At 46.9% G+C, this 26,458-nt stretch carries 28 protein-coding genes; 12 read left to right on the top strand and 16 right to left on the bottom strand.

Annotated elements, in window-relative coordinates:
- Positions 1–443 precede the first annotated feature (443 nt).
- Positions 444–956: a DUF1993 domain-containing protein gene (locus HGO26_RS15735; protein ID WP_105251047.1), complete on the top strand. Its 513-nt coding sequence runs from the start codon at positions 444–446 to the stop codon at positions 954–956.
- Between the two features lie 409 nt (positions 957–1,365).
- Positions 1,366–1,575, top strand: a complete 210-nt coding sequence (locus tag HGO26_RS15740; RefSeq protein WP_105251048.1) for a hypothetical protein — start codon at positions 1,366–1,368, stop codon at positions 1,573–1,575.
- A gap of 97 nt (positions 1,576–1,672) precedes the next feature.
- Here the strand turns inward: HGO26_RS15740 and HGO26_RS15745 are convergent, their stop codons facing one another.
- From HGO26_RS15745 to HGO26_RS15775, 7 genes are all read right to left on the bottom strand, one after another.
- Positions 1,673–2,149: a GNAT family N-acetyltransferase gene (locus tag HGO26_RS15745; RefSeq protein ID WP_168826368.1), complete on the bottom strand. Its 477-nt coding sequence runs from the start codon at positions 2,147–2,149 to the stop codon at positions 1,673–1,675.
- 132 nt (positions 2,150–2,281) lie between these two features.
- The gene (locus HGO26_RS15750; RefSeq protein ID WP_168826370.1) at positions 2,282–3,598 is read right to left on the bottom strand and encodes an ATP-binding protein; all 1,317 of its coding nucleotides are present in this window, start codon (positions 3,596–3,598) and stop codon (positions 2,282–2,284) included.
- 5 nt (positions 3,599–3,603) lie between these two features.
- Entirely contained in the window at positions 3,604–4,263 is a 660-nt protein-coding gene (locus tag HGO26_RS15755; RefSeq protein WP_006079718.1) for a winged helix-turn-helix domain-containing protein, read from the bottom strand.
- Positions 4,263–4,529, bottom strand: a complete 267-nt coding sequence (locus tag HGO26_RS15760) for a PepSY domain-containing protein (RefSeq protein WP_011845502.1) — start codon at positions 4,527–4,529, stop codon at positions 4,263–4,265. Before HGO26_RS15760 ends, HGO26_RS15755 begins: the two co-directional genes overlap by 1 nt.
- Positions 4,522–5,085 carry a diheme cytochrome c gene (locus HGO26_RS15765; protein ID WP_011845503.1) on the bottom strand — a complete coding sequence of 188 codons (564 nt, stop codon included), beginning with the start codon at positions 5,083–5,085 and terminating at the stop codon, positions 4,522–4,524. Before HGO26_RS15765 ends, HGO26_RS15760 begins: the two co-directional genes overlap by 8 nt.
- A 90-nt stretch (positions 5,086–5,175) precedes the next feature.
- The gene (locus tag HGO26_RS15770; protein ID WP_168826372.1) at positions 5,176–5,622 is read right to left on the bottom strand and encodes a DUF1924 domain-containing protein; all 447 of its coding nucleotides are present in this window, start codon (positions 5,620–5,622) and stop codon (positions 5,176–5,178) included.
- A gap of 53 nt (positions 5,623–5,675) precedes the next feature.
- The gene (locus HGO26_RS15775) at positions 5,676–6,263 is read right to left on the bottom strand and encodes a cytochrome b/b6 domain-containing protein (protein ID WP_168826373.1); all 588 of its coding nucleotides are present in this window, start codon (positions 6,261–6,263) and stop codon (positions 5,676–5,678) included.
- Between the two features lie 216 nt (positions 6,264–6,479).
- Between HGO26_RS15775 and HGO26_RS15780 the strand changes: the two genes are divergently transcribed.
- Together HGO26_RS15780 and HGO26_RS15785 are read left to right on the top strand one after the other, a co-directional pair.
- Positions 6,480–6,944 carry a ribosomal maturation YjgA family protein gene (locus HGO26_RS15780; protein ID WP_168826375.1) on the top strand — a complete coding sequence of 155 codons (465 nt, stop codon included), beginning with the start codon at positions 6,480–6,482 and terminating at the stop codon, positions 6,942–6,944.
- Between the two features lie 96 nt (positions 6,945–7,040).
- A complete protein-coding gene (locus HGO26_RS15785; RefSeq protein ID WP_168826377.1) occupies positions 7,041–7,544 on the top strand; it encodes a hypothetical protein in 504 nt (167 codons plus the stop codon).
- A 165-nt stretch (positions 7,545–7,709) separates the two neighbouring features.
- Here HGO26_RS15785 and exaC read toward each other — a convergent pair whose 3' ends face one another.
- A complete protein-coding gene (gene exaC / locus HGO26_RS15790; RefSeq protein ID WP_168826379.1) occupies positions 7,710–9,230 on the bottom strand; it encodes an acetaldehyde dehydrogenase ExaC in 1,521 nt (506 codons plus the stop codon).
- Between the two features lie 381 nt (positions 9,231–9,611).
- On the opposite strand from exaC, the gene HGO26_RS15795 reads away from it, so the two are divergent.
- From HGO26_RS15795 to acuI, 4 genes are all read left to right on the top strand, one after another.
- Positions 9,612–11,513, top strand: coding sequence for a sigma-54-dependent Fis family transcriptional regulator (locus tag HGO26_RS15795; RefSeq protein WP_168826381.1), 1,902 nt, complete (start codon positions 9,612–9,614; stop codon positions 11,511–11,513).
- A gap of 281 nt (positions 11,514–11,794) precedes the next feature.
- Complete coding sequence (gene katE1 / locus HGO26_RS15800; RefSeq protein ID WP_168826383.1) at positions 11,795–13,315, top strand: catalase KatE1; 1,521 nt, start codon at positions 11,795–11,797, stop codon at positions 13,313–13,315.
- 177 nt (positions 13,316–13,492) lie between these two features.
- Entirely contained in the window at positions 13,493–14,011 is a 519-nt protein-coding gene (locus HGO26_RS15805) for an ankyrin repeat domain-containing protein (protein WP_168826385.1), read from the top strand.
- Between the two features lie 173 nt (positions 14,012–14,184).
- The gene (gene acuI, locus HGO26_RS15810) at positions 14,185–15,165 is read left to right on the top strand and encodes an acrylyl-CoA reductase (NADPH) (protein ID WP_168826387.1); all 981 of its coding nucleotides are present in this window, start codon (positions 14,185–14,187) and stop codon (positions 15,163–15,165) included.
- Positions 15,166–15,258: 93 nt separating this feature from the next.
- Here acuI and HGO26_RS15815 read toward each other — a convergent pair whose 3' ends face one another.
- A complete protein-coding gene (locus tag HGO26_RS15815; protein WP_168826389.1) occupies positions 15,259–16,635 on the bottom strand; it encodes an ATP-binding protein in 1,377 nt (458 codons plus the stop codon).
- Entirely contained in the window at positions 16,623–17,309 is a 687-nt protein-coding gene (locus HGO26_RS15820) for a response regulator (protein ID WP_105251061.1), read from the bottom strand. The genes HGO26_RS15815 and HGO26_RS15820 overlap by 13 nt, the downstream gene beginning before the upstream one ends.
- Positions 17,310–17,593: 284 nt before the next feature.
- Between HGO26_RS15820 and HGO26_RS15825 the strand changes: the two genes are divergently transcribed.
- From HGO26_RS15825 to HGO26_RS15840, 4 genes are all read left to right on the top strand, one after another.
- Positions 17,594–18,103: a Spy/CpxP family protein refolding chaperone gene (locus tag HGO26_RS15825; protein ID WP_113941370.1), complete on the top strand. Its 510-nt coding sequence runs from the start codon at positions 17,594–17,596 to the stop codon at positions 18,101–18,103.
- Positions 18,104–18,154: 51 nt separating this feature from the next.
- Entirely contained in the window at positions 18,155–19,045 is an 891-nt protein-coding gene (fieF, locus tag HGO26_RS15830) for a cation efflux pump FieF (RefSeq protein ID WP_168826391.1), read from the top strand.
- A gap of 14 nt (positions 19,046–19,059) precedes the next feature.
- Complete coding sequence (locus HGO26_RS15835; RefSeq protein WP_168826393.1) at positions 19,060–19,512, top strand: hypothetical protein; 453 nt, start codon at positions 19,060–19,062, stop codon at positions 19,510–19,512.
- Positions 19,513–19,720: 208 nt separating this feature from the next.
- A complete protein-coding gene (locus HGO26_RS15840) occupies positions 19,721–20,278 on the top strand; it encodes a porin family protein (RefSeq protein ID WP_168826395.1) in 558 nt (185 codons plus the stop codon).
- Positions 20,279–20,416: 138 nt separating this feature from the next.
- On the opposite strand, the gene glnG is transcribed toward HGO26_RS15840, so the two are convergent.
- The 6 genes from glnG to HGO26_RS15870 all read right to left on the bottom strand — a co-directional run bounded on the left by glnG (position 20,417) and on the right by HGO26_RS15870 (position 26,448).
- Positions 20,417–21,829 (bottom strand): nitrogen regulation protein NR(I), encoded by a 1,413-nt coding sequence (glnG, locus tag HGO26_RS15845; protein ID WP_168826396.1) that lies wholly within the window; start codon positions 21,827–21,829, stop codon positions 20,417–20,419.
- A gap of 38 nt (positions 21,830–21,867) precedes the next feature.
- Positions 21,868–22,914 carry a nitrogen regulation protein NR(II) gene (gene glnL, locus HGO26_RS15850; protein ID WP_168826398.1) on the bottom strand — a complete coding sequence of 349 codons (1,047 nt, stop codon included), beginning with the start codon at positions 22,912–22,914 and terminating at the stop codon, positions 21,868–21,870.
- Positions 22,915–23,067: 153 nt separating this feature from the next.
- Positions 23,068–23,574, bottom strand: a complete 507-nt coding sequence (locus HGO26_RS15855; RefSeq protein ID WP_168826400.1) for a DUF4124 domain-containing protein — start codon at positions 23,572–23,574, stop codon at positions 23,068–23,070.
- A gap of 204 nt (positions 23,575–23,778) precedes the next feature.
- The gene (locus tag HGO26_RS15860) at positions 23,779–24,405 is read right to left on the bottom strand and encodes a glutathione S-transferase family protein (protein ID WP_168826402.1); all 627 of its coding nucleotides are present in this window, start codon (positions 24,403–24,405) and stop codon (positions 23,779–23,781) included.
- A gap of 133 nt (positions 24,406–24,538) precedes the next feature.
- Positions 24,539–25,231, bottom strand: a complete 693-nt coding sequence (locus tag HGO26_RS15865) for a type 1 glutamine amidotransferase domain-containing protein (protein WP_168826404.1) — start codon at positions 25,229–25,231, stop codon at positions 24,539–24,541.
- Between the two features lie 59 nt (positions 25,232–25,290).
- Positions 25,291–26,448: an iron-containing alcohol dehydrogenase gene (locus HGO26_RS15870; protein ID WP_168826406.1), complete on the bottom strand. Its 1,158-nt coding sequence runs from the start codon at positions 26,446–26,448 to the stop codon at positions 25,291–25,293.
- Positions 26,449–26,458: the final 10 nt, after the last annotated feature.

Genomic DNA, 26,458 nt, shown 5'->3' on the forward strand with positions numbered 1-26,458 from the left:
GAGCGGTAGTTCAGTTGGTTAGAATACCGGCCTGTCACGCCGGGGGTCGCGGGTTCGAGTCCCGTCCGCTCCGCCAACATTAAGAGATAAGCCTCATCGAAAGATGAGGCTTTTTTCGTTATGGCGTCGCGGATATTTGGTCCCAGTGATGCTATCGCTTAAATGGTTATCGTCATAACCGGCCATCCCAATTCCTACGAGTGTACGTTATTGTTATTCGGATCAGTCCGAGATAATTTTAATCTCTTAGCTTGTAGCTGACGCTCTATCCCTACAGGTAACGTCTATCTTTTTCTTGTCCTAATTGACTTAATATCGTTTATATTGAAGTATTTATTATTAAGCAGATACTTAAATTCCAAGAATGATTGAAATTGAGTAATTTGCCCCAAGATCGTCTTAAGTGCTGCAGTTTTGTAGCGTCCATCAATGAGGTCCATGCCATGCTTTATGATTTAACGGTTGTACAATTTAGCAAGATGCTGAAAAATTTAAGCGTTATTCTTGAAAAAGGCGAATGCTTCGCAAACCTCAAGAAAGTTGATATGTCGGTTCTATTAAACTCACGTTTAGCGCCGGATCAATTCAATCTTATTCGCCAAGTTCAAATTGCCTGCGATACTGCCAAAATTGGCGTAGCACGTTTGACTGATAACTTAGATACAGTACCAAAGCATGATGATAGCGAGACGACGCTGGCTGAGTTGCAAGCGCGTATTAGCTCGGTTTTGGATTATTTAGCGACGTTTAAAGCGGATGATTTTGCTAATGCGGCCACGATCCATGTCTCACAACCACGATGGGAAGGAAAATATCTTACAGGTTATGAGTTTGCCATTGAGCATGCTATTCCGAACATTTACTTCCATGTAACAACAGCCTACGCGATTTTGCGCCACAACGGTGTTGAAATTGGCAAGAAAGATTACCTCGGCGCTATGCCATATAAGTCGTAAATCTAGGCTAGATGTAGTACTGTTGCGTAGCCTAATTGTTGCGCAGCAGCGCTTTGCCGCTCGAGCTTACCAACCTTTCTGCATTACTACCTGTTCTTTCTCTACCTATGTTATGCCGCTTTGTCGCCGGAAAATTTAGGACTCGTTAGGGTTCTGTTGCGTCGATGAAGTAAATCAATACTCAGTTTTTCATTTCGACCTTATGTCTCGATCGTCTTCATCCTATCAGCATGTATTTAATCTTGTTGGCTTAGGTGAATGATATGGACCGTAAGTTTATGAGTCGCCAAATTATCTGTTAATTAAATAGTGAATGGCGAATTGACTCATTATAGATGACCTGTTTGTTCGTTTTGAGCAGGGATTTACTGGAAGAGCCTATTTAAGGTTCTAATTAAAGGAGTTAGCTATGTCTATCGAATCTCAAGCCGTCGAGAGTCCTACGGATGCAACGACAACTGATTTACCGATGAAGAGCAAGAAAGCCAAAAAAGCCGCCATTACCAGTGGTTTGCGCCTCAAAGACAAGTTGACCCAAGATACTCGCCGCCGAATTGAAATTCTGCACGAGCAACGCCAACTATCCAATCGTTTCGGTGTGGATATTGAAATTGACTAAAGCCATTGGCTTGTCGCTAAGTATTGGATATCACATTTAGATATTTAGCCCGCATGTACAGCTTCACGACGTCCGTCGTGGAGCTTGCTTTCTTAACTTAGCAACTTTGCTGACTCAATTCATACTCCATTATCGTGACCATCTCGCCCATATAATCTTCCCGTGAAATCTTTGACCAACCAAGTGTCTGATAAAAGTCTGCTTTGTCTGCGGTAAACAAATATATTTTTTGTAATCCGAGTGCTTTGGCATAATCAACGACGGCATTGACTAATAATTTCCCTAAACCTTTATTTCGATAGTGTGGATTAACATATACATTGGCCAGCCAGGGGCTGAGGTCGGTTCGGGTATCCATATCTGCTGCGGTTAATGAGGAGGAGCCCATGACTTGGTTAGCTTCTTCACAGATAAACATCTTAGGAATGGCGGCGTCAGTAAGGTACTCGCTCATCTGCTCAATGAGTGTGGTGACTGTGGCGTCCGCAGAACTTAAATGTGCCCATTCTTGATGATGCCATTGTGCCAGCTGTGGAATGTGCTGCGGGGCCGATTTTAGGTCGATAACTTTCATATAAATCTCTGGACTTGTGTTATGCAAAGGGCTTAATGGTGCGACATAGTGGCACGAATAATTAAGTCCGTTCGCTGGTCTGAATGATTTGGCGGCAGGATTAATTAAGCACGGTTTGGCTGAGTATACCGCTTAACTCGGGAGCGGCAGAAATATGCTGGCTTTAAGTCCGCCTTGTTTCGCATGGCTAAAACCGAGTTCGCCTTGATAACTGTCGACGATATCTTTGCAGATAGATAATCCTAAACCATGGCCCTGGATGCTTTCATCTAGCCGAATGCCGCGCTCAATGATAACGGACAGCGCGGCATCGGAGACGCCTTCGCCATCATCACTCACTTCTATCCCATAGCCTGTGGTTGGCACGTTCTGCTGACTAATACGGATCTCAATGTTCTTGCGGCTATGCTTGCAGGCATTATCCAGCAAGTTGCCTAAGAGTTCGAGTAAGTCATCCCGATCAAACGGCATCACTAAGCCGCTCGCGTAATGGCTATGAATAATGCGGTCTGGGTAAATACGCTGCATTACTTTGATTAGCGGCGCAAGATCGTCATCGAGCACGGTATAACGCCCTGGAGTGGACAGGCCGACAATCTTAGTGCGCTTAAGCTCTCTCTCGATGATGTGGTGCAGGTTTGCGAGCACCTTGCTGCCCTCACTCCGCTGTTCTGGTGGAAGGCTTTCTAGGTAGGACTGCAGCCCTTGTAACGGACGTTTCATTTCGTGGGCTAAGTTACCCAAGGCATTACGGGAGCGTTGTACTCGCTGGCCCAATTGATTGACTAAACGATCTATCTCTTCAATCAGCGGGATGATTTCGCTCGGCATTTGGTCTGGATTGATTTCTTGCCCTTGGGTGCGCATCTGCCGTATGGCTTCAGGCATCTGCTCTAAGGGTTTAAAGCCGCGTTTCAGTAGCTGATACTGCGCCATTAATAGAATAACAATCGTGAGCAACACCGCCGCGCTGGCAAAGGCTAAAAATTGCACTTGGGTCTGTTCGAGCTCGCTGATGTCTTCTGTCACCCACAGGGTAACTAATTGATCATCTTTGATTACGGCCTGACTGAACATCAGCCAATGTTCTTTGCCGACAAATTCAGTGGCTTGGTGGTGCTCACCGGCGGTCAGCTTTAGCATGTTCACGTTATGGTCGAATAGGGAGCGTGAGCGCAGGGTTTGCTCGCCGATTTGAATCGCAAAATAATGCCCAGAATTAACCCTGTGGTACACATTGGGCAAGCGGTCGGTAGTAAGCGCCCAGGTGCCATCGGGATGGTTATTCAGGGCGGAGATCAGGCTGTCGGCATCGTGTTGCAATCGCGAGGCAACAAAGTCTTGGGTTAATATTTGGATACCTTGGTATAAGAAATACAGTAACAGCACCATGGCAAAGGTGAGCGTGATCAGCAGATTGCGCGTCAGATAACCCTTGAGTGAATACACGCCTTTTACTCCTTGAGTCGATAACCTTGGCCGCGACGGGTTTCGATATAATCCTTGCCTAGGCGCTGGCGCAGGCGGTTGACGTACACTTCGATGACATTGCTATCTTTGATTTGATCTTCTTCGTAAATGCGTTCACTGAGCTCTGACTTAGAGACGATTTTGCTGGGATTGACCATTAAATAATGCAGTAGGCGATATTCAATCTTAGTCAGCTCTATCACTTCACCATCAACATTGGTGACGGCTTGTTTGTCGACATCGAGGGAAACGCCCGCATGTTGCAACACATTGTCGGCGCGGCCAAAGTGGCGGCGGATCAACACTTCGAGCCTTGCGAGTAGTTCTTCAATATGGAAAGGCTTGCCGAGGTAATCATCGGCACCCGCCTTGAGGCCATCGACCCGCTCGTGCCACGCATCGCGGGCGGTGAGGATCAGCACTGGCATGGCTAAGCCTTTTTGTCGCCATTGGCCGAGGACTTGTAAACCGGGTTTGCCGGGTAAACCGAGATCGAGGATCACGGCTTCGAAGTTTTCTTCTTCGCCTAAAAAGGCGCCATCAATACCGTTATCGGCGTGCTCGACGGTATAACCCGCCTTGTTAAGGGCGGGAATGAGGCGCGCGACCAGATCGGTATCATCTTCAATCAATAGCAAACGCATCAGTCGACCTTTTCCTTTAGCCACTCGCCAGTTTTGGCGTCAATCTTGATTTCATACACTATGCCATCGTCACGGAGGATCTCGAGTTCGTAGATGATCCTGCCATGTTTTTGCTCGACTTCGAGATCGAGTAACCGTCCCTTTAGCCGTGATTCATAGCGTTGCATTATGGTGTCGAAGGGCAAAACCTTGCCCTCCTTAACCCACTCGACCACCTTGTTTGAAAGATCATCATCGTGGGCATCGCAGCTGGGGCTGCTAATCATCCCAACGGCCAAAGCCAGGAATATTAACGGTATCTTCATCGAATATGCCCTTCTCTGCGAGGTTGTGACAATTGCTGCATTGACTGAATGAGCCGACTTTGGGGTTATCTTGCACCATACGTCTTGGGATCTCATCGTGTTTGCGAATAAAAAATGCCTGTTCTGTGATCTTCTGCGGCCCAGCGCCTGCAAGCAGTGGCGTGCTGTTTTTCATCACCTTACCATTTTGCGCCGCATGTTGAACCAGATATTCCTCAATTCTAGCAGTGACTTGAGGATCTAGGCTGGCGTTGTCGCCAAAGTGATTCTCAAGATTTGCGGTAATGGCGCGCCACTTGTCGGCGGGGAGTAAGTTCGCGGGGTAAGCCATGTGGCAGCTGCCACATTCTGCCGTATATTCCGCATTTTGTGGAATGGCGCGGCTAAGCCCACGGCCATCGTCCGCATAGCCTGTGCCGGTTAAGGTTAGGCTGACACCGATAACGCCAATGGCTAATGCCGCAGCTGTGAGTGATGAACCTAAGAACCAGCTAATAGGGTGTGCTTGTTTAGTCATGACATCTTCCTTTTTGTGCCGTTACCTTCTGTGGAAGGTATTGAAATTAATTGATCTAATTGAATGAGCTATAAGGTCGAAATTTGGCGGTTATTGCAGGCTTAACCAGAGTAAGGCATCGCCTTTTTCCTGTGGCGTGCAGTCGCGTTTAAAGGTCCAGTTACAGTTACGGGTAAACCATTTCTCGATTTTGGCTGAGTCGGTTAACCGATCTGCGGTAATCGACGGCGCCATAGGGTCAATGGGTTTACGGGTATTTTGGTGCATCCCCATGTCGGTGACTTTGGCGGTATGGCAACTGGCGCAGCTGCGACCGTCCATGTCCTGTAGCCAAAGCTTTTGTCCTGCGGCGGCGGCAAAGGGTCCAGCACCTTGGGCTTGATAGCGTTGCAGTTGCGTGCCGATGCGCTCGGCGCTAAGTGGCAGGCTTTGCACTTTACTGTTGACGGCGCTAACGCTGAGGCTAGTCAGCAGCAAGGTTGAAATTGCGACAATGGCAAGGTGACTTTTATTCGTGTGTCTGGTTAATCTGTTCATAGGGCATTCCTTTTGGGCTGGATATCTTATTGCTAAGCAAAATGGCTAATGGATTAATCTTTTTGTTCCGCAGGGCGTTGTTTCTTGCCCGTGACCATGGCTCTGACTAAGTTTTCTTTGTGTAACAGGCTGCTGACGATGACGCCGCCAACATGGATGACCACAAGGAACACTGTGAAGTTGGCAAAGAATTCATGGACTTCTTTTATGGCGCCTTCAGGCCAAGTGGCGAAAAAGCTCGTGGCTAATGGGCCGTATCCGTCGGTGGCGTACAGAGCCATACCCGAGAACCCCGTGATGGCTATGCTGGCAATCAAGGCCACTATCATCATTGCCCCAGCGGGGTTATGGCCTATGTAGTCTTTGGCTTTGCCCGTGACGAGTCCTTTGAGGTACACCAGCACTTCTTTAGGGTGAGTGATAAAGTTGCTAAAGCGCGCATTGTGGGTACCCATCACGCCCCAGAGCAGGCGAAACACCAGTAAAATTAAGATGCTGTAACCTGCGTAACTGTGGATGGTCATCCACTCGTCTTCGCCTTCAGTGAGGTAGGCTAAGGTAAAAAAGCCGACGAGTGACCAATGGAATATGCGGATCAACAGGTCCCAGACTTTGATGGTTTGCAGTGTGTTTGATGACATGGTGTGACGCTCCTAAGTGGGTTTAGGTGTAGGCTACTTAACCCAAACTTAAACCTCGCTTAAATTTTGAGGGGCGAACATTTATCGAATTGATAGGCTTGAGTGCCGCGCTTGCTCGGGTGGTGAGCCTTAAATGTCAACGAAAACTCACTTGTTAACCTATTGGTATTACGGTAAATTCTGCCACCTCAACCGAGCGAAGGGATTAACTTATTTATGTCTACCGCCGTTATTCGCGCTTTTATCAGCCGCAATCCGAGTCGTAAATCCTTTTGTATTTATGCCGTTTTATTATTTTTGACTGAAGTCTTAATCGCTTTATATGCACCTGCGGGTTTTATTCGTGGTTTTGTGGGCGATGTATTGGTGGTGATCTTACTGTTTTGCATGGTGCGGGCTGTCGTTCCTATTGCTAATCCGGTAGAAAAAGCCGCAGTAAAAAACACAGGCGATGGCATTAAGCATTTATTTCAAACTCCTTTGCTGGCGTTTGCGGTATTGCTGTTTGCCTTTGCCATCGAGTTTGGCCAGTATTGGGGCTTAGTCGATAAGCTGGGCTTGGGTGGAAATCGCTTGGCGCGGATAGTAATAGGTAGCCATTTTGATCCACTCGATCTCGTGGCATATTTTGTCGGTTACTTGATCTTAGTGGGCTGTTATTGGAAAAGCCGCCAGTCCTAGTATTTGAATCCGCAAGAGCCGCGTGACGTGTGTTTTCGCGGATAAGTAGGCGAGATAGGTAGACGAGATAGGTAGACGAGATAAGTGGGGTAAGGGATGCAGCCGATAACGGGGTTTTCACTGCTAACAGAGCATGCCTATGGGTTTGATCCTAACCCACTGAAAATGCCTCTGTATTTCAATGGTCAACCTACTCATACCTTTATTGCTGGCTTAGTGATTGAAGGCCAATATCGCTGCGTTTTATCCAATAAAACCTTGGGGTATTTGGTCATCACTTCTTTTGATTGTCCCTTCGAAGAATCGACCGAGTTTAGTCTGCTTGATGAAGGGTTTAAGCTCATTGCGACAACCTCTTTGGCGCAAATGTACGATTCTTTTCTGCTTTATGCCCATTGGCCTATGAAGGATAACCGACTGAGATTGCACTATTACGGTCAGTTTGTGCTGGATTTAGTGATGACAACGGGCAGTTCTTGGTTACCTTTTCAGCCAAAACTTAAACTGGTTGAAGTTATCGATCCCCAAAGCGATCCACAAACAGCCTCCTCTCTTGCTGAATTAGCTCAGCGTTTAGCGCGGATTGATAATATAAACTGAGTGAGGTTTGAATTAAATTCAGTTAAAAAAGAAAGGGCTATTCGCCCTTTCATGTTTATCACTTGTATCTATTACTCATGCGGAAAGTTTTATAAGCTTGCTTGCAAAGACGTTTAAAAACCTAATAAAAGCTTCCTCACATCAGCTTGTTTGAACACCAAAACCTTAGAAGAAACCTAAAGGATTCACATCGTAACTCACCAAGAGATTCTTGGTATTTTGATAGTGGTTGAGCATCATCTTATGGGTTTCGCGACCGATGCCGGATTTTTTGTAACCACCAAAGGCGGCATGGGCAGGATAGGCGTGGTAACAGTTAATCCACACGCGGCCAGCTTGAATGCCACGTCCCATACGTTGAGCCGTGTTCATGTCCCGTGTCCACACACCAGCACCTAGGCCGTACTCTGTATCGTTCGCGATCGCTAAGGCTTCGGCTTCATCTTTGAAAGTGGTGACCGAAATCACAGGGCCGAAGATCTCCTCTTGGAAGATACGCATCTTATTGTGGCCTTTCATAATGGTTGGGCTGATGTAGTAGCCTTCACTTTGGCCGCCATCGAGTTGGCAAAGTGTGCCGCCCAGTAGCACTTCTGCACCTTCAGCCTTACCTATGGCTAAGTAGCTTAAGATTTTATCGAACTGTTCTTTAGAGGCTTGAGCGCCAACTTGAGTGTCGGTATCTAAGGGATCGCCTTGCTTAATGGTTTGCGCACGGGCGAGCACTTTTTCGATAAAGCGATCAAAAATCGACTCTTGGATTAACACTCGTGATGGGCAGGTACAGACTTCACCTTGGTTGAAGAAGGCCAGCAACATGCCTTCGACGGCCTTATTTAAATACTCGTCTTCATGGTCCATCACATCGGCAAAAAACACGTTAGGCGACTTACCGCCAAGCTCAACGGTTGATGGAATTAAGGATTCGGCGGCGCATTTTAAAATGTGATAGCCAATTTCGGTGGAGCCCGTAAAGGCCAATTTAGCGATGCGTTTGCTGGTGGCCAAAGCTTGTCCAGCTTCGGCGCCAAAGCCGTTGACTACGTTAAGAATACCCGCGGGTAATAGGTCTTCAATCAGTTCGAGCAAGACCAGAATCGTGACTGGCGTCTGCTCCGCAGGCTTGAGTACCACACAGTTACCCGCCGCTAGCGCAGGTGCGATTTTCCATGCGGCCATTAAGAGTGGAAAGTTCCAAGGAATGATCTGGCCGACCACGCCTAAAGGCTCTGGGAAGTGATAACTGACTGTGTTGCCATCGATATCGGCAGCGCTGCCTTCTTGTGCGCGGATACAGCCTGCAAAGTAGCGGAAGTGGTCGACGAATAAGGGCAAGTCGGCATTTAAGGTTTCACGCACCGCTTTACCATTTTCCCAGGTTTCGGCAACGGCTAAGTATTCGAGATTTTGCTCGACCCGATCGGCAATGCGCAGTAACAGGTTTGAGCGCTCAGTGACTGAGGTTTTACCCCATGCTTCTTTGGCTGCGTGGGCGGCATCTAACGCTAATTCAATATCTTGTGCATCGGATCGCGGGATTTGGCAAAAGTTTTGACCATTCACGGGGGAGCGATTGTCGAAGTATTTGCCATTGACTGGGGCGACCCATTTTCCGCCGATAAAGTTGGCGTATTTTTCTTTGAAGTTAACGATTGCGCCTGCGGTTCCGGGTTGAGCATAAATCATAGAATCATTCCTTCTTGTGGATGGCATGCTGGGCGTTGGCGATTTTTACGCTCTTGGCTTCAGCAAGGGAGTCTTGTTGATGCATCTCTGCTGGATGCCTTTTTAAATATTTTTCGTTTTGCTTTAAGCCAATCCTATTGATTGGCTTAGTGTTCTCTTATGCAACACCTTAGGCTTGCATACCAAGGGTGCATCGCAAGGAGAGTGCCAAACTGGCAGGAGTTGTACACTTGTTGTGCTAACAGTATGATGAAAAGCTAATTTTGCAGATTTGAATAAGTATGGGCACTCAGGGAGAGAAGTGTGTCCAGTGGTTACTTTGTCATTGAGTGGCACACAGCAATTGTGCCGAAACGGAACACAGCTCGGGGTAGCACGGCTATGACAGTTAAACCGCATTTACCATCGACACAGGCGTGGTTGGCCGATTCGTGGCAGCGCAGCATTGGCGCTGGCTTGTCAGAATTTCAGTTACCCCAGGAGCTAAGGCTCGATGCCTGCGAACTAAAGCAGAAACATGAGCAATATCAAATGCTCATTGCATTAGTGCAATCCCACGCCTTGCCTTTGTTTAATCAGTTGATGGCGCATTCTAATAGCCGACTCCTGCTCTCCGATGCCGAGGGTTATGTACTTAGGCATTGGGGCGTGAGCCGTTACTCCACAAAACTGGCGGATGTAGCTCTGGATATTGGGGTGAATTGGCTTGAGCAGCATAAGGGCACTAATGCGATAGGGACGGCGCTTACCGCCAAACAAGCGGTATCCGTGGTGGGTGAGCAGCATTTTATTCGCCAGAACCGTTTTATGAGTTGCACAGCTTGCCCGATATTTTCCCCCCAAGGTGAGATGCTCGGGGTGATTGATATCACCAGCGAGCAGCAAAGGCACACCCAGCAGACGCTGATGTTAGTGTCCAGTTTGGCGCAGCAGGTCGAGACCGCGCTTTTGTGCCATCTGCCCGATAGTCATTATCGAATCGATTTGGCGGCGCAGCCAAACCTGCTCAGTTCGGGTTGGCAGGGCATAGTGATTGCCGATAGCGATGGTCGCATTGTGGGGTGCAATCCCATGGCGAAACAATTGCTTAATCATGCCAAGGTGGGCGATGCCGTCGAACAGTACTTAGGCGATAATTGGAGCCGTGTGGGCGGTTTTAATCAACATTTAGCTTTGCATTTACAGACTCAATCCTTAAATATTCCCAGCGCTAAGGGTCGAGTTGCGATTAGCAATAAATCGCTCAATCAATTGGGGGTTAGGTTTCGCGATCCTCAATTAGAACGCGCTTGGCAACATGCCAATAAGGTGATCACCAAGCAAATTCCGCTGTTAGTGCTCGGAGAAACGGGCGTCGGTAAAGAGCAGTTTGTTAAAAAGCTCCATGCCCAGAGTGCACGTCGCACCGAGCCTTTAGTGGCAGTGAACTGCGCCGCATTGCCCGCTGAATTAGTCGAATCTGAACTTTTTGGTTATCAGGCAGGCGCTTTTACTGGGGCAAACCGCACTGGATTTATCGGTAAAATTCGCCAAGCCCACGGTGGATTTTTGTTTTTAGATGAGATCGGTGAAATGCCGCTGGCGGCCCAGAGTCGTTTACTCAGAGTATTGCAAGAGCGCGAAGTGGTACCCGTTGGCAGTAATCAAAGCTTTAAAGTCGATATCCAAATCATTGCCGCAACCCATATGGATTTAGAACAACAGGTGACTCAAGGGCTGTTTCGGCAGGATTTATTCTATCGATTGAATGGTCTGCAAGTACGTTTACCTGCGCTGCGTGAGCGGCAGGATATCGAGCGTATTATCCATAAATTGCATCGTAAACATCGTATCGCCGCGCAGGATATCTGCCCAGAACTGTTAGGGAAAATGATGCAATACGACTGGCCGGGGAATTTGCGTGAGCTGGATAACCTCATGCAAGTCGCTTGCTTGATGGCAGAAGGAGACAATACTCTCAATTGGCAACATTTACCCGATTATCTGGCGGCCAAACTCACATGCGAGCCGTTAAAAGTAGGCCTGTTACAAGCAGCCCCATTATTTGAAGAATTTAAGGAGGTAAGCCGTCAACATTCAGCATCACCCCTGCCAAGTGGCAAGTTCGTTGTGGAGCCGAATGCCACAAAGGTTCAATCGGATTCCCTAAATGAGGCGATTTATAGCAATGTGCTGCAGGCATACCAAGCCTGTAATGGCAATGTGAGCCAATGCGCTAAGCGTTTAGGGATCAGCCGTAATGCCTTGTACCGGCGATTAAAACAGATGGGGATTAAGGATTAATGCTAGCTTACGGCTCTTGTTGTGAAGCTCAATCAATTACTAAATATCTCTTAATCACCCCACGTTTATCCACTTCGCAATAGACTAAAACCGAGAGGTTTTAGTCCACAATATCTAGCTTCAGTATCTGACAATGTGACTTTTGTTGTTGCCAATTCATGTCTAATAGGTTTTATTGATTCGTATAATCGATAAAGATCGTTTTTTCTAATTACAAATTCAGAACTATACTGTGAGCAGGCAGAAAAGAGCTTGGCGTTATGCATAGAAGAGGAACTGTTATGCATCTTACTAAAAGCCTTTTAATTATTTCTATGGGTCTGACATTGAATGTACAGGCTCAAACTTTACCAACAAATACCCTGACACGTGACAATGGTGCACCTGTGGGTGATAACCAAAACTCGACCACAGCGGGCAGTAATGGCAGCGTGTTATTGCAAGATGTGCAGCTTATCCAGAAGCTACAACGCTTTGCCCGTGAACGTATTCCTGAACGTGTCGTCCACGCCAGAGGCACAGGTGTGCATGGTGAATTTGTATCGAGTGGCGATTTTAGTAACCTAACCCAAGCGGCACCCTTTGCACAAAAAGGTAAAGTGACGACCGTATTTGTGCGCTTTTCTACCGTGATCCACTCGAAAGGTTCGCCAGAAACGCTGCGTGATCCCCGAGGGTTTGCGACCAAATTTTATACGGACCAAGGTAACTGGGACTTAGTAGGTAATAATTTACCCGTATTCTTCATTCGCGATGCAATCAAGTTTCCTGACATGGTGCATTCACTCAAACCATCGCCAGTGACCAATATGCAAGATCCGAATCGTTTCTTCGATTTTTTCAGTCACGAAGCGGGGTCAACCCATATGTTGACTCAGGTTTACAGTAACTTAGGTGTACCTGCCAGTTATCGTGAAATGGACGGTTTCGGTGTGCATGCGTACAAATTTGTGAATCGAGATAACCAAGTTAAATACGTGAAATTTAACTGGAAGAGTCGGCAAGGTGTTAAAGGCTTACGTCCCGATGAAGTGGTTAAAGTCCAAGGGCAAAACTTTAACCATTTAACTGATGATCTTTATAGTGAGATCAACAAGGGTAACTATCCTAAGTGGGATCTGTACGTTCAATTACTCGACCCGACTGAGCTTAATAAGTTTGATTACAACCCGTTAGACGCCACTAAGGTGTGGCTAGATGTGCCAGAACAAAAAGTGGGCACTATGACGCTGAACCGCATGCCTGCAAACTTCTTCCAAGAGACGGAGCAAGCGGCATTTGCGCCATCGAATTTGATCCCAGGGATTGAGCCTTCGGAAGACAGATTACTGCAAGGCCGTATGTTCTCCTACGCCGATACTCAGCTGTATCGACTCGGCGCGAATTTGTCGCAATTGCCGATTAATAAACCCTTAGTGGCGGTGGCAAACCACAACCAAGAAGGTGCGGGCAATATGGGGTATACCCAGTCCGATGTGAACTATCAACCGAGCGTACATTTAGCCTTGGCCGAAGATAATCGTTATCGTGCGGTAACAACTGCGCTGACGGGGACTGTGCAACAAACGGCTATTAGCAAGCATGATAACTTTAGCCAAGCGGGCGTCTTTTATCGCAGCTTGAGCAAGCAAGATAGAGCAGATCTGATCACTAACTTGGCCGGTGACTTAGGTAAAGTGAACGATACCAATGTGAAACATCAGATGCTCAGTCACTTTTATCGTGCAGATCCAGAGTTTGGTGAGCGTTTAACCAAGGCCGTAAAGGGTGATTTGGCTGACGTTAAACAACGTTCAATCTAATTTTGTTATTTTTAGGACTATTTTGGTCGCAGAGATTTGCGCATTAACTGTCCGAACCCAGTAAGTCCCGCAAGACGTAAACAAGCTCTTTTCTGCCCAGTTTAAGAGGGCGTCTTGCGGGCATTTCGTCACGTCTCATTGTTTAAATCTCTATTTTAGCTGTGCTGGGAGCCATTGATGAAACACACTATTGCTATCTTATTATTGATTATTGTGGCCCTGAGTATGTCGGTGGCAATGGGGGCGGGTTCGCTTCAAGCACCATTGGTTACATCCGCAACTGTCAGTCCAACGGACGAGCCCGATACCGCACAAGTACAATTGCTGGTGGACTATTTTTTTGCAGCAGCGCGTACCGGCGATATCACAGTGCTTGAGCATTTTCTCGATGCTGGCTTCCCTATTGACCAGAGAAATAGTCAAACCTATACCGCGCTAATGGTGGCGGCTTATAACGGCCAAGAGGCTGCAACGGATTTATTGCTTGAGCATGGTGCTAATGCTTGTTTGCAAGATAAGCGTGGTAATACGGCAATGATGGGCGCTGTGATTAAGGCCGAATTCACTATCGTAAAGCGGCTATACGCGAAAGAATGCGATGCGAACCTAACGAATAATGCCGGAATGACCTTGACTGAGTTTGCCCGCTACTGGGGTCAAAGCGGCGCTTTACAGCAGGCGAGTTTAAAGCAATAAAGACGCTAGATCTTACCATTTCTTGCGCTCGATCACTCTGGGTCATTATCTTTAATCTGTTTAGATCTCAGCATTTACTATTAGCCATAAGTCTGCTTGTTAATAGCGTCTATGCCTTTTATGGTAACTTTTTGAATACCGTTTAATACGGTTTGGCCTTCGGAGAGCGATTTATGTTTGATGCCTTACTACTGACGCAAGAAGATAAACGTACGTTTGCTCAAGTTTCACAAATCACAGAAGCTGATTTGCCAGAAGGGGAAGTCTTGGTTGATGTCGCCTATTCCTCGCTGAATTATAAAGATGGTTTAGCTGTGACCGGTGCTGGCAAAATCATTCGTCAGTTTCCTATGGTACCAGGCATCGATTTTGCGGGCGTGGTGCGCGAATCGACGGATGCAAGATACCAAGTTGGCGATCGGGTGATTTTGACGGGCTGGGGCGTGGGCGAAAACCACTGGGGTGGTATGGCGCAAAAAGCGCGAGTTAAAGCCGACTGGCTGGTGCCCATGCCGCAAGGTTGTGATGCCGCTAAATCCATGATGATAGGCACGGCCGGGCTTACGGCGATGTTGTGCGTGCAAGCGCTGCAGCAGGCTGGGGTAACACCGCAAAGTGGGGATATTCTTGTCACAGGTGCCAGTGGTGGTGTGGGTTCTGTAGCGGTGACTTTGCTCGCCAATGCTGGCTATCGTGTGGTTGCCTGCAGTGGTCGAGTTGAACAGAATGCGCCTTTATTGAAGGAGCTTGGCGCCGCAGAAGTGATTGATCGCAGTGAACTTGAACAAGATGCTAAGCCGCTTGAGGCGCAGCGCTGGGCGGGTGTGGTCGATACCGTTGGTAACAAGATCCTCGCCAAAGCATTAGCGCAAATGCAATACGGTGGTGCAGCCGCTATCTGTGGTTTAGCGGGCGGTTTTGCATTACCAACAACCGTTATGCCGTTTATTTTACGGGGTGTGAGTTTACTGGGAATCGACTCTGTTTCTTGTCCATTTGAGAAACGAAAAGCGGCGTGGGAAGCTGTGATTAAAGCACTACCCGAACATTTTTATCAGCAAGCTTGCCAGCAGATATCATTGGCAGAGGTGCCTGATTTCGCGAATAAAATTATCCAAGGCCAAGTCACAGGGCGTGTATTAGTTAAGCTGTAATCCCGTTCCCTACGTTTTAACACGATGGCAACACTGAGGTGTTGCCAATTACGACTAATTAGTTCTGCCTCCTATACTTGTTCTTCATATCGGCTATTTCGGTAGTGTAATCGTCACTTTAAGGCCCGTTGGTATACGGTTCTCGGCTTTAATCTTACCTTTGTGGGCGGTAATCGCCGCTTCAGTGATTGCCAGCCCAAGTCCCCAGCCACCGCTTTCTCTTTGCCGTGCCGAGTCGGGACGGTAGAAAGGTTTAAAAATGGCATCGAGTTCGGCGGCATCTATGCCTGGACCATCGTCTTTTATGGTAACTTGTACTTGATCAGCTGTCGCACTCGCCTGTAGGTGTATGTCGCTTGCGGCATAACGGATCGCGTTACGCAGCAGGTTTTCAATCGCGCGGGAAAGTGATTTAGGAAAATGCGCTAACTCAATTTCTTCATCGATATCGATAGTAATGCTTTTACCTTGCTGTTCTGCTTCAAATTCCGCATCGTCTAAAACTTGGCTCAGGGATTCTGCCAAGCCTAAATGTACCTTAGTTTCGTTAGTGCTGAGCTTGACCCGCGAGAGCTCTAACAATTCACTGATAAGCTTTTCGAGTTGCTCAGCTTCATAACCTATGCGTTCCGTTTCGGTGGTCTGCTGACCTTTTTTACGGGCGAGGGCTAGGGATAACTGTTGCCGCGTCAATGGGGTGCGTAGTTCATGGGAAATATCCCCCATGAGCCGCTGCTGATTATTAACCATAGCTTCGATGGAGTCGGCCATGCTGTTAAAAGCCGTGGCGAGCTGACCAATTTCATCGTTGCGCTGAGTGGTGGACTTATCGACTCGGTGACTTAAGTCACCCTCAGCGAGGGCATTAGCACTCTTTTTAAGTGAATTTAATGCCTTACCTAAATGCCACGCGAGCAAGCCACATAATAATCCCGAAAGGAAAATCGCCAGACTTAAGGTTAATAACTTATTTTCGGCGAAGAAAAAGAACCAAGGCCGTGGATGGTTATCCGGTAGGCGGCCATAAAGTGAATAGGTTTCAGCGCCCAGATTAAATTGATAGGGACCAAACACCAGCTCATCTTTAAACTGATGGCTAATTGGTTGTTTTTCTTCATCTGCCATCAGCATAAAGCTACGTACACCGCGACTCACCCTGTGGGTGTTGATCACTTGGCCCTGGCTGTTGACGAGATAAACTCGTAGTGGCTTGCCTTCCATGTCTCGATGTCTTTCCCAGCGACGAAGAAAATCGGATTCTAGTAAGGCGGGGTTTTCTTGAATGCGCTTAGCTATAGTCGATAGGACTTTTTCAAGGTGAGGTGGCAGTGGCGCACGGTCGTGATTTTGTTGCAGCAATGGTAACAGACCCACTAAGGCAATGATTAACGAGCTGCAAAGCCAAAATCCGAGCAATAATTTGATAAATAAACGATTAGGCACAGTCGATACCGCCGTTATGGAAGCCAAATATAACCTTTGCCACGGATGGTTTTCACCCTTGGCCGACCATCGCTACGCTCGGGGAGTTTTTTACGTAGATTCGATAAATGCATGTCTAAGCTGCGATCGAAGGGCATGAGTTTTTTGCCGAGCACTTTCTCGTTTAACTCTTCCTTGTTCATCAACTCTCCAGCGTGCAGTGCTAGGGTGTGCAGCAGAGTGAATTCAGTGCCTGTGAGTATGATTAATTGCTCATTACAGTAAGCTTCTTGGCGCGATGGATCTAAGCGTAGATCGCCAAACTCTTGGGCGGGCGCGGCATGGATTTCTTGGGTTGTTAAGTTCGAACGACGAATAATGGCGCGGATACGGGCGATTAACTCTCTGTCATTAAACGGCTTTGGCAGATAATCATCGGCGCCGATTTCAAGCCCAACTACGCGATCGATTTCATCGCCGCGAGCGGTCAGCATTAATACTGGGGTTTGTTTATGTTGGCGCAGTGCGCGTAGCACTTCAAAACCGTTTAATTTAGGTAGCATGACATCGAGTAGGATCAGATCGTAATCTGCGGTCAGTGCCAGATCTAAACCTTGTTTACCGTCGTAGGCCAAGGTTAATTGAAACCCTTCTAACTCGAGCAGTTGCCCTAGTAGCTCAGATAACCCCAGATCGTCATCGATTAATAATATCCGACTCATACTGTTCCTTAATCTCTGTAATGTGGCCTCATGTGCCTGTTTATCATAGACACTTTTAGCGCTTTGGCTGAGTATACCTGTTTTGATGTCAATTGCTGTGTAGCAATGTAAGCCAAAGTAAAGAATAGAGTTATTGCCGCAACTTTACAGTGATTTACTCAGGCAACGCCCTCACTTACATATAGGGGTTTAGACTGGAAGGGTCGAAAGTGATTCGGCTTAAAAGGGTCGTCACTGTGTCTTATTACTTGCCATATTAAAGTTGAACCATCGAGGTTAACACTATGAAAACATTATCACCTTTGAAAGCGAGCCTGTTTGCCATTCTAGCGAGTTCTGCGGTTTTCGCGACGGCAGTTAATGCTGCACCTAAGGATGCTGGCTGCGACTTCTCTAAATCTGAATTCCATAAAGGCGACCGCATGGAACATGGCGGCCGACATATGGACCACGGTGGCATGCATCGTATGTTTGAAGGGCTTGATTTAACGGATGCCCAGAAAGCTGACGTTAAAAAGTTGTTTGCCGATCAGAAAGCCACGCGCGCTGATAATCGTCCAACGAAAGAGGAACGCTTGGCACATCGCACTGAGATGCAGGCCTTAATTACCGCGCCTAGTTTTGATGAAACACAAGCAAAGGCACTGATGAGTGCGCAGCAAGAGCAGCGTCAAACTCAAGCCATTGAACGTATGAAGCTGCATAATCAAATATTTAATCTGCTGACACCAGAGCAGCAAGCTAAGTTTAAAGCGCGATTTGAAGCACAAGCTGGTAAAGAACCTCGCGGTTAAGCGTCTTAGCTGATATACAATAGGGTCATAGCTTCCCAAGATAGATCCCTTATGACTCAAACTTCCCAATATGATTTTTGGGTCAAACTGGCTAGCCGCGCTTCCGTGGCTACCGCTTTGATCCTTATTCTTATCAAGATGTTCGCTTGGCTCTATTCCGGCTCTGCCAGTATGTTGGCATCTTTGACGGATTCCTTTGCCGATGCTCTCGCTTCTATTATCAATTTTATTGCCATTCGTTACGCGCTTGTGCCGCCGGATCATGACCACAGATATGGCCATGGTAAGGCTGAGCCGTTAGCGTCTCTAGCGCAATCCGCCTTTATTATGGGCTCCGCATTTTTATTACTTTTCTATGGTGGCGAGCGTCTATTAACACCTGTTCCGGTTGAAAATGCCACCATAGGTGTAGTTGTTTCTATCATAGCGATTGTGATGACGTTAGCTTTAGTCATGTTGCAGAAACGCGCATTAGCGGCGACAAAAAGTACTGTGGTTGAAGCTGATTCGCTGCACTATAAATCAGATTTATTCCTTAATGGTGCGGTATTGTTGGCACTAGTATTAGCGCAATACGGTTGGTGGTGGGCTGACGGTTTATTTGCGGTAATGATTGCATTTTATATTGGTCATCAAGCCTTTGGCTTAGGTTATCGCTCAATTCAAGCCTTGTTAGACAGAGAGCTAGACGAAGAAACTCGCCAGCAAATCACGCAAATTGCGATGGAAGATCCACGGGTGCAAGGGCTGCATGATTTACGCACTCGTCAAGCAGGCAAAACTATTTTTATTCAATTTCATTTAGAACTCGATGGCAATTTGAGTTTGAATGAAGCCCACAGTATTGCCGATACAACAGGGATAAGAGTCAAAGCCGCCTTCGAAGATGCTGAGGTGATTATTCACCAAGATCCGGTTAAACCTGAAGTCAACGAAACATAAATTAAGGACAAGCTATGGCATGGATGCAGAAGCAAAGTCACAGATGGGATCATTCCACTCGATTGATATGTCGCTATCATAGGCTATCGACTCGCTTTGAGTTGATAGCCGAATCTGTGATTTCTGACATTAGCATTCCTATGAGTACAGAAATCACGCTCCTGATGGAACAGAAACCTTCGATAGTAAATCAAGCGGATAGTACCGTATTTCCTGTGATAGCGGGGGCTTGGAGTCAGTTAGTCCTGCGTAAACATCTTTATTACTTACCGCAGAAAATTGATCTCGACATTGCTAACCAAGCTTATCGAGTCCATATCTGGCCATTATTTCTTTGGCGTACACGTATTACTTGTGTGGCGACTGGCAGAGTTGTCGTATCCGAATGTTTGGATGTGAGAAGGCGTCGTTCCCTCATCCGTTGGCTATATGCAAGTTTTATAGGATTGTTGCGGGTGCTAAGTTAAAATCGTTAGTTGTTTAAATTTAAAAAATAATACTTACAGTAAATATGGTTTTGTTACATAACGAATAACTATAACTTCCATTTTCCAACTCAAGCTGAATCAATGCTGTATGATTTGTATTTTGATAATTTAAACCATGACACTTCTGAATTGCTTATTGTAATATCCGCGCCGTCTAATACTTTCGTTAAATCATTAGGGAATTATGATGAATAAATTATCAATTGTTGCTATCTCTTTATTATCAGCATTAGCGGCCACTCAAGCCTCTGCAGCAACCGACACTACTGGATTTTATGTGGGTGGTGCATTAAATAGAGTCACAGCTGATGCTTTTGATGGTTCAGAAACCGGTACTGGTGTAGGCGTATACGGTGGCTATAACTTCAATGAGTGGTTTGGTTTAGAAGCTAACCTGTTTGCCACTGGTGACTTAGGCGATAAGGATGTTGATATTAGTGCTGGTGCATTAAGCTTCACACCTAAATTTACTGCACAAATTAATGATATTTTTTCTGCCTATGCCAAAGCGGGTATCGCATCTATGGCGGCGAATGTTGATGGCTATGGTTACGATGAAGACTTTACTGGTTTTGGTTGGACTTATGGTGTAGGTGTTAATGCCGCCGTAACAGAGCACTTAAATATCCGTGTAAGCTATGATGTCACTACAGGTGATTTAGATGCCGACCGTAGCTATTTAGGATTAAAAGATATTGACACTGATATTAAGCAATTCGCTATAGGTATGCATTATCAATTCTAATTTATTAGATTTGGCATATTTAATTCATGCCAATGAAAATTAATTTCAAATAGAAAGGGATGTGAAGATATCCCTTTTTATTGTTTGATATGAATAAGCTTGTATTGATATAACGAGTAGTAACGTTATTTTATCTACTCAATCCATCGACAGTTCTTTTAATTTCCGCGTTAAGGTATTTCGTCCCCAGCCTAAACGTTTCGCCGCTTCCTGTTTATGGCCTTGAGTATGGCGCAGCGCAGTTTCTAGCAGTATGCGCTCGAATGCGGGCTGCACCTCAGTTAACAGATCGCTGTTTCCTTCCGAGAGTTTTTGATCTATCCACTCAGTAAGTGCCGATTGCCAATCTTGGCTGCCTTTCGCCGTGTGGGTGACACTCACAGGGTCTTTCAGTAATTCTGGCGGTAAATCTTGGGGTAAAATTTCTTGCCCCGATGCCATTACGGTTAACCAACGACAGGTGTTTTCGAGTTGTCTGACATTACCGGGCCAAGGCAATTGGGAGAGTTTTACCGCGGTTTCCTTGGTCATTATTTTAGTTTCTACGCCAATTTCCTTTGCTGCAGAGGCGAGGAAATGGGTAGCGAGCTGGGGAATGTCTTCCCGTCTTTGTGAAAGTGGCGGCAAGTGCACGCGGATCACGTTGAGGCGATGGAACAAGTCCTCCCTAAAGCCACCTTTTTGTACTAATAATTCAAGATCTTGGTGGGTCGCCGCTATGATACGCACATCGACTTGTACCGCATTATGACCTCCGACGCGGTAGAACTGGCCATCGGCGAGCACTCTGAGTAACCGTGTTTGTACGTCTAACGGCATATCGCCGATTTCATCTAAAAAGAGCGTGCCACCGTTTGCTTGTTCGAAGCGACCTTGGCGGACATTGGCTGCGCCAGTGAAGGCTCCTTTTTCGTGGCCGAATAGCTCAGATTCGATCAAATCCTTAGGGATCGCTGCCATGTTCAGCGCGATAAACGGCTTATCTTTACGTGGGCTGTGCTTGTGTAACGCGCCAGCCACTAACTCTTTTCCCGTACCCGATTGACCATTGATCAGCACGCTGATCGATGAGCGTGAAAGTCTGCCTATGGCGCGAAACACTTCCTGCATCGCTGGCGCTTCACCTATGATTTCGGGTGTTTTGACTTGGGCTTCCTGCGCGGGTGCTGGGATCTGTTCAGTGGCATGGGTAAGTGCGCGCTCAACCAGAGAGATAGCCTCATCGATATCGAAGGGTTTAGGCAGATACTCAAATGCGCCCGCTTGATAGGCACTCACTGCACTGTCTAAGTCTGAGTGCGCTGTCATAATGATCACGGGAATATGGGGATAATGCACCTGCAATCGTTCGAGCAGGCTTAAACCATCCGTGCCGGGCATACGGATGTCCGACACTATCACGTGCGGTTGCGATATTTCTAATGCCTGCCACAGGGATTCGGCGGCGGCAAAGCTGGCGGTGCTGAGCTTAGCACCTTGCAGTGCCTTTTCGAGTACCCAGCGTATCGAGCTGTCATCGTCGAGGATCCACACTTGTTCACTAATTCGCATCTTGCTTCCTCATACGGTATGGGTAGGTACAGTCGAAATTATTTAGCGCTTAAAATTGGTAATGAAATGATAAATTCTGTGTGCCCAGCGCTGGAGAGGCAATCGATCCTTCCCGAGTGTAAACGGGCAATATTATGGGCAATCGAGAGGCCTAAACCTGAACCTTGCACACGGCTTGTCACCATAGGATAAAATAATGTGTCCATTAGCTCAGGTGGTATACCGGGGCCGTTGTCGATAATCGATAGGGTTAATACTAGCTTGTGGCGCTGTGAACCTATAGTGACTTGGTGTTGAGTGCGAGTGCGGATCAAAATCTCGCCCCCCGTATGCTCAAGTGCTTGCACCGCATTTTGTAAAATGTTCAGCACAGCTTGCTGCATTTGGTCAGGATCCATCTCGATATCGGGAATGGATGGATCGTAATCCCGTTTGAGCTGGATGTTAGCGGGCAGCGCCATTTCAACTAACTTATAGACCTTTTGCACCACTTGATGGATGTTGTGCAGACTGTGCTGTGTCGGCCTTTGGGGACCGAGCAGACGGTCCACTAAATTACGCAGCCGATCGGCCTGCTCTATGATGAGCGTAGTGAATTCCTTCAGCGCCGGATCATCCAGCTCCCGCGATAATAGCTGCGCCGCACCGCGAAGGCCGCCTAAAGGATTCTTGATTTCATGGGCTAAGTTGCGCACTAAAAACTGTGCCGCTTGCTGCTGTGCATCTTGACTCAGTTGCTGATGAATGCGTCTTTGTTGGTCAACTTGGCGCAGTTCGAGCAGGCTGAGTTCAGCCTCATCATCGAGGGGAATAAGGGTTAAATCAACGGTATGATGTTGGCCATCGAGCGTGACTAGTGCTGCCGTATTGACCGTTAAGCCTTGGCCGGCTGTTACTGCATCCATTAATAGCTGGGCGTCGACACCGAGGATTTGATAATGCTCAGGCAAAGTTTGTTCTACGAGTCTATGGCTACCAACACCTAATAATTGCTCTGCTGCTGCGTTGGCATAACAAGGCTTGAGATCCTTATCTATGACAAGTACAGCGGTAACTAAATGATTGAGCAGTGTCTCTTTATCCATCGACCGTTCCTAGAAATAGGGTTGCACCACCATGGTGCACCAATCTGGTGCAAGCTGCAACTTGTCTTCATCAAACGGTTCAGTCAGGAGGAGTTAATCTAACTTCATGTATTTAAAGTTTTTATACTAACTTTTACTATACAAATAGTGACATTAACGCTTAGCTGCTTGATGAAGAAATATCTTTCTTGGTGAACTTGATGCAAAGACTTTGCCGTTTTGAGTCAAAGCGTCAACGACTAAGGTATGTTCACCTCGGTCGATGTTTTTGAGTTTGAAGGTACCGCCAATTTGCGGCTGACCTATGGGGTTGCCATCGAGTTTGAGGGCCATCAAATACTGACTGTTTAGCTCTGGGGTGATAGTCGCAACGACGTCGAAATCGCCATTGTTATCTCTGACGGTTTCCTCTTCGGTCGGAGATGTAATATTGACTTGATATTTAATAGATTCAATTGCTTGATTTGAGCTGTTTAAGTCTGTTTTGGGCAGAGGAAGGGCAATTTGATTTAAGGTCTTATCTTTTAGCTCAACGACTTGGGCATTTGGCTGCGGCTCATCGGAGTAATGGACTTTGCCATCCTTATCGACCCATTTATAAACAGTCGCTTGCGCTAACATGCTAAATAGCACTAAGCCGATGAGTGTGAGTGAACGCATGCTAAAGTCCCTGTAGCCTTGAGATAGAGTTAATCAAGATTAGTCTCTTTTACATCAAAAATCATGGTGTTTGTTGCACTAAGTGGTTAAGGATGTCACCACAGAGAAGGTATAAAGTCGACAGAAAATGGGGCGGAAGAAACAGGGGTTAGTTAAAGTTGGTTAAGCTCGGGCACTAACATGTGCCCGAATTCGATCCATCAATTACAGGCTTGCGTCGAGTTGTTTCTCGATCTCACTCGCTTTGACCCAAGCAGCATGTTGGGATAATTGAGTGGCATAGCGTTCAATGTGTTCAAATTTCGCGAGATCGCCACTGTTAGCCAGTAGCTCCACCACGAAGGACATCATGATATCCGCACCCGTGAGCTTGTCTGCAACAAGATAGGTTTTATCGGCCAACATATCATTGAAGTAATGGCTTATCTTGCTGACTTCTATCGCCGCATAACCTTCAAGGAAATTGGTTTTACAACCGTCCTTTTGCACGAACATACGCAGTAACAAAGGCAGCATGGCTGAGCTTTCGGCAAAGTGTAGCCATTGCAGATAACTGACATAGTCAGCGCTGTCTCTGGCGGGGGCTAAGGTATCCGCCGCATATTTTTCAATCAGATATTCGGTGATCGCACCTGACTCTGCTATCACTTGACCGTCCATTTCGATAACGGGTGATTTGCCTAACGGATGAATTTGCTTAAGTTCGGGTGGCGCGAGAAAAGTCTGGCTATCACGTTGATAACTCTTAATTTCATAGGGTTGACCGAGTTCCTCTAGCAACCAGATGATACGTTTAGAGCGTGATTTATTGAGATGGTGCAAGGTGATCATGGGCTTTCCTTTGGACAGTGAGAGTACATTTTGGCTGTCGCACTATTATGGTGCGACAGCTCTTTTTAACGCATTTAGCACACTTGTGCGCCAGTCTTTGTTCATTTCAAGCTGAGCGTCGCGTATTTATCGCTTAGCCTCTCGCGTTCAATTGCGCAACTATGGTTTCGGCTACGGCTTCGGATGATCCCGGATTTTGGCCTGTGATCAAATGGCCATCTGCGACGACAAAGCTTGTCCAGTCATCACCTTTTACATAATTGCCACCATTTTTCTGCAGCATGTCTTCAACCAAAAATGGCACGACATGAGTGAGTTGCACGGCTTCTTCTTCAGAGTTGCTGAAACCGGTAACACGCTTGCCGCTGACCACTGGCTTACCATGACTGGTTTTAGGGTGCAGCAATGCAGCGGGCGCATGACATACGAGCCCTAGGGGTTTATTGGCTTGATAAAACTGTTCAATCAAGATGATAGAATGTTTATCTTCGGCAAGATCCCACAGTGGACCGTGGCCGCCCGGATAAAAAACCGCATCATAATCGGTTGCATTGATTTCACTTAAGCGAGTGGTATTCGCTAGCAGTGCTTGAGCCTCAGGATCTTTGCTAAAGCGCGCAGTAGCTTCGGTCTGAAAGTCTGGCTCATCACTTTTTGGATCGAGTGGTGGTTGACCGCCCAGTGGCGAGGCTAAGGTAATGTCAAAACCTTTATCTTTAAAAACATAAAAAGGTGAGGCGAATTCTTCTAGCCAAAAGCCGGTTTTTAAACCCGTATCACCGAGTTTATCGTGTGACGTGATTACCATTAATATATTCATTTTCATACCTTTACCTTAGTTGCTCACATCAATATGTGTGAGCTTTGGGTTTAGTTCATTTGACGTTATAGGGCTAAGGTCAAAATGTCACGGCTCATGGTTGGGTCAATATTGCCATGTTCGCCTAGTGCCACCATGCCGTGCAGTTCAAGCTGTTTCACTACAGCATCAACGTGGCTGGCATCGAGATCATAGGCAGATAAATGTGTCGGTATGCCCATGGCTTCGAAGAAAGCCTTGGTTTTTGCGATAGCGGCGTCGATACGCTCGTCATCTGTACCTGTGTTGATGTGCCACACACGGTCGGCGTACTGGAGTAACTTGTCGCGTTTAGCCTCTTTTGTACATTGCAGCAGGGCAGGCAGTATGATTGCCAATGTGCGCGCATGGTCGATATCGTAAAGTGCAGTTAGTTCATGGCCAATCATATGGGTTGCCCAGTCGTGGGGAACGCCGACGCCAATTGTGCCGTTGAGTGCCATAGTGGCAACCCACATTAAGTTCGCGCGAATGTCGTAGTCTTCGGGTTGAACTAGTACCTGTGGACCAAGCTCAATCAAGGTTTGTAACAGACCTTCGGCAAATCTGTCCTGCACGGCGGCGTTAACTGGGTAAGTGAGGTATTGCTCTGTGATATGTACAAAAGCATCAACCACGCCGTTGGCCACTTGGCGCTCTGGCAGGGTGAAGGTTTTAGTCGGATCGAGTATTGAGAATTGTGGATAAACCAAATCATTACGGAATGGCAGTTTAGCTTGCAGTGATTTACGGGTCACTACGCTGGCGTTGTTCATTTCGGAACCCGTCGCAGGTAAGGTTAACACTGAGCCAAAAGGCATAGCTTGAGTCACATTGGCGCCCCAGCTAGTGAGAATGTCCCAAGGTTCGCCTTCAAATACCGCTGCAGCGGCCACAAATTTAGTGCCATCGATAACCGAACCACCGCCAACCGCGAGGAGGAAGTTGATATTCTGCTCACGCACTTGGGCGACGGCTTTCATTAAGGTTTCATAGGTTGGGTTTGGCTCAATGCCATCGAACTCGACAACGAAACGATTACCCAATGATTGTTTAACTTCGTCTAACGTGCCTGTTTTTCTAGCACTGCTGCCGCCAAAGAGGATCATCACTTTAGCATCGCTCGGTACTAGAGAATCAATTTCGGCGATAGTGTCTTTACCAAAACGGATACGGGTCGGGTTGTAATAGTTAAAATTTAGCATGGATGATGTT

This window comes from Shewanella oncorhynchi (assembly GCF_012584455.1).
GTDB classification, from domain to species: Bacteria; Pseudomonadota; Gammaproteobacteria; order Enterobacterales; family Shewanellaceae; genus Shewanella; species Shewanella oncorhynchi.